This window comes from Endozoicomonas sp. SESOKO2 (genome assembly GCF_024606245.1).
Taxonomy (GTDB): Bacteria; Pseudomonadota; Gammaproteobacteria; order Pseudomonadales; family Endozoicomonadaceae; genus Endozoicomonas_A.
On record NZ_JAHHPQ010000138.1, the window covers coordinates 1 to 4,274 of the forward strand.

At 50.6% G+C, this 4,274-nt stretch carries 2 protein-coding genes; both read right to left on the minus strand.

What is annotated here, in order from left to right:
* The coding region (locus KDK17_RS03565; protein WP_257287355.1) for a hypothetical protein at positions 1 to 2,935 on the minus strand (2,935 nt) is incomplete at its 3' end.
* Between the two features lie 298 nt (positions 2,936 to 3,233).
* Positions 3,234 to 4,274 (minus strand): hypothetical protein (locus KDK17_RS03570; protein ID WP_257287356.1); only part of this gene is annotated, 1,041 nt, incomplete at its 5' end.

Consider the following 4,274-nt stretch of genomic DNA (forward strand, 5'->3'; position numbering starts at 1 on the left):
CTTGCCACTGCCAGCGTTTCATCAGAGTCTGTTCGCTGTCAGAAGGCCCAAGGGACAACACCAAAGCCTGTCCTGAAGCCTCAGCCATTCTTGCGGAAAAGTAACTTTTCCCAGTGCCGGTTTCACCCTGCAGGAAGATAACAGGAGAGTCCTTCAGCCGGTCATGAAGTCGTGATAATCGGCGGCTTTCACGATCCTTCTGATTCAGCTTGCCGTGATAAAGATCTTGAGCCAGTGCTAACAGGGGTTTATCAGTAGAACCTTGCCATTCCAGTGATTCAGACAGGCGATTTACTATGCGTTCAATGCCCGCTGAGTCAGCATTTGCTGCTCTGGTAATATGAAAGCAATCAGTGGCCAGAGAGTGAATGGCATCGGATCGGGTCTGTCCTGGTGGCAAAGGTAACTGCCAGCCAGAAGCCAGTGCGTCTTCCAAACGTTTAATCTGTCTTGATGGCCTTATGGCCAGCGTTTGACAGGGCTTGGCTTCCGACGGATCGACTGCCAACTGATTCGCCATTGCCTGTCTTTGTTCTTCAGGAGCATGGGCCACAATCATGACACAGAGCCTTTCCAGAATTTGTTTTTCACCCCGACCTGGAAATGGTTTTTCATAGGACAGTTCAAATTCAGTGCCCTTAAAGATTGCCGGGTCAAAAGCTCTGGCCAGTGGCCATAGGTTCTGCTTCACAAACGCTCTATCGAGCCGCGGAGCACAGTTGATAATGTCGTTTAACCAATCCGGGTCTACCCAGGCGGTTTGATGCTCATCGGGCTTCTTATGAGCATCCGGCTTTTCACAGGCGTCCGGCAATAACTGCCAACAGGCTACTTTCATAAAATCCCGTACTGCCGGATTCTGTCGGGTGCCATGGGTAATGACGCTATTGATGGCTTTGCGCCAATGGCGGGGTAAGAGCTCCGGGGACTGATCAATCGCCTGTGCTCTGCGGGCAGCCAGAATCAGGTTATTCAGCAACCCTTCGGTCACTCCGGGCAGAGGCTTACAAAAGTGATGAGGTACGCTTTTAAACGCTTCGTAAAGAGACTTAAGTGCCCGTTCGGGCAGCTCAGACCGTGGGATGTCATATCTGGTCCCATTGATTTGCCAGATGTCAACTGCAGGACAGGGTTTACCTATGGCGATCATCGAACCGAGTACTGAAGACTGTGCTTTCACAGACTCAGGCCACAGTAAGGTGACATGAGTTTGTGGGTAGGCTTGTAATTGGCCATTAACCAACAGAGGTTGCCCAACAGCCAGGGGTTCCAGAAGTTGCTGAAGTGTTGGATTACTCTCGAGTCCTCGCAATACAACCGGCTTGCCAGAGGTCAATGCCTCCTGCAACCCACTCTGCCGTCGTCCAAAATGCGCCTTTTGTTCCGAGGTGATATGGATATTATCAAACAGTTGGCTGAGACTGGTCTGTTCATTAACCTGAATCACCAAAGGTGATTCCTGATGATTGATCCAATGACTGGCCTGAGCCTGTTGCTGATACGTGACGGTATTAAAGACGGCCTGATCTCCCATTGAGCGCTCATCGTTTTCTGCCAATCCCAGGGCTTTCGGCTGCCGTTTTGTATGAGCAACCCGAAGTTGAGGCTTCAGGCCTGTCGTCTCGCGAATCACTTGCAGTGAACCCAGTAAACGAAACCAGAGTGCCTCACTGAGGGGAGATGTGACGGTGACGAAACCACCCGCTCGAACTTGTTTCAACAGACAGGTGTTAGGAACTGCATAGCCTTCCGGGGCGATGGCAATCGGGCCCAGCCATTCCCCGATATTACTCTGGTTAATAATGATCGGACTTCCTGATGCGTGCTCCTTATCAAGTTCTTTGTCACCTTCTTTTTTGTCACAAGAATGGGACAGGCTTTGGAACAGTGAATGAAGCTCGCCCTTCCCTACCGGCATCTGGTAAAACTGAACATCCTCTGGTAACTGACAAAGCTTGCCGTTGCTCTCAAAGCTCCTTTGCGCGATTATCTGTCGAATTGTCTGTTCAAATGCCAGATCCTTCCAACTGGCTCCTTTCAGAATCACCCTTTGTCCGGTCTTCAATAGCTCAAGCCTGCCGGGGATGTGCCGGATTCGCCCTTGTTTATCGACTCCGGGACCACCCAGAAGCAACTGTCGCCAGTTACTGTGCAAGTGACAGTCAATAAGAACGGTATGGTTGTCATCTCTATCACTTTCGGGAGATGAGAGTTGAGTCAATACAGGAGGAACCTCCTTGATGTCCATGGATGAGGCATTGTCTGTCTGTGGGTCGAACTGCCAGGTATTTCCCGGCCGATTAATTCGCCGCCAGAAATCAGCGCCCGGCGCGTCGTCACGCTGACCAGCCAACGCCAACTGTGCAGGGTCTGCCAACACCAGCAGGGCAACATGTTCTCCCAGAGGGCGTTTGTTCTGACTGACTTTGTCGAACAGGCAGGGATTATCCGGGTCCAGGAGATCGTTAAATTTTGGCAGATCGTTGCTGGTGAGCTTTCGGATATCCATCACCAGAGTGAGTGGCTGTGTCCCTTCAAACAGCCTGCCTGAACGCAGAATGTGGCGACCCTCTTCAGATATGCTCAACCGGCTGACCAGATTGGCCTGTGAGAGGTCATCAGGATGGGCAATAAGGGCGACATCCCGATGTTCATCGACGGTCAGGGTCACTAAAAGCTGTCGGACCTCATCATCACTGGCGACAAAACGAAAATCGAAGGGACAAGGGGCCTTAAGAAGCAAAGAATTCCTTGAGGATAAGCTTCTCGACTTGTCGGGCAACGTCATCGGAGGTGACGATCTATTTATTTTGGGCGTTATATCAGAGTAAGTTTTTACATCTTTTTCTGATGATGAATCCGGCTTTGCTTTCTTCTCCCGAACGCCACTTTCAAGAACGCGTTTGTTTATCTGTCCAGCGATAGAACTGTCCATAGTTAGTCTTCCTCCTCCAATCTGAAGGACTGTATTGAAATCTTTAATGATGTGACCTTCAGATAGCATGGAAGTTCCATTCGGATAGATCCCCCTGACCATCGCAAACGCGGCGGCCTCGTGGAGTCTTCATGGACAGTGGTAATCTGGGAAAAGATCTCTGCAGGGGATAATTTCGTAACAAATCTTGATATGCTTCCCTTCGGGCAACATCCGGTCAACAACCATTCTGGCAATTTTATCAAGCTCTATGCAGCTTCTGGCGAAGAAGAGCTTAAGCGTTATGAAAGTGCGGGTTTTACTTGTTCACTTTACCTTTCAGAGGTCGAAGTCTTCTGTTCTGCTCCATATCATCAGGCTTGCGTTTTCGATGTGCTCTTTGGTGATCAGTCAGAGCTTTAACACTCTTGCAGACCTTTCCACATGGCCACGGTTGGCCATCCTCCCCGACCACTAGCGTGACACAGGTTTGTTGCCGGGTGTGGACTTTTCTTTTGTGTTGCGACAGGGCTCTGACACTCATACAGACAATCCCGCATGGTTGCCACAGACCATCCTCCCCGATCACAGTTGCAGCACAGATTTGTTGTCTGCTGTGCTCTTTACTTTTGTGATTTGACAGAGTGGAAGCATTCTTGCAGATAATTCCGCATGGCCGCGACTGGCCGTCCTCTCCAACCACGGTCATGTCACAGGTTTTTTGCCCAGTGTGGAATTTGCTCTTGTGATTCGATAGATGCAGAGCATTCCTGAAGAGCTTCCCGCATGTTCTTTGCAGGCCATCCTCCCCGACCACCATCGCGTTACAGATTTGTTGCCCGCTATGGGCGCTTTTTCTGTGACTCGCCAGGGTTTGGGCATTCTTGAAGACCATCAGGCATGGCCGTAGCTGGCCATCATTGCCAACCACTGTAACATCACAGGTTCTGTACCCGTTATGGCATCTGTTTTTGTGAAGCGAGAGGGCTTGAGCATTCTTACAGACCATCCCACACGGCTGCACCTGACCATTTTCCGTGACCACTTTTACTTTACAGTCTTGCGGCCCGGTGTGGGCTCTTCTTTTGTGAACCCACATGACCTTCATATTCTTGCAGACCTTCCCGCATGCCTGCTGCTGACCATCCTTGCCGACCACTGTCAACTCGCAGATTGGTTGCTGCCGCCCGCTGTGAAATTTGCATTTATGATCCATCAGAGCTTGTGTATTCTTACAGACAATACCGCATGTCTGCTGCTGGCCGGCCTCATTGACCACTGCTACGTCACAGGTTTGCGGCCCGGTGTGGAATCTTCTTTTGTGAGCCCAAAGGGCTTGAGCATTGCCGCAGACCTTCCC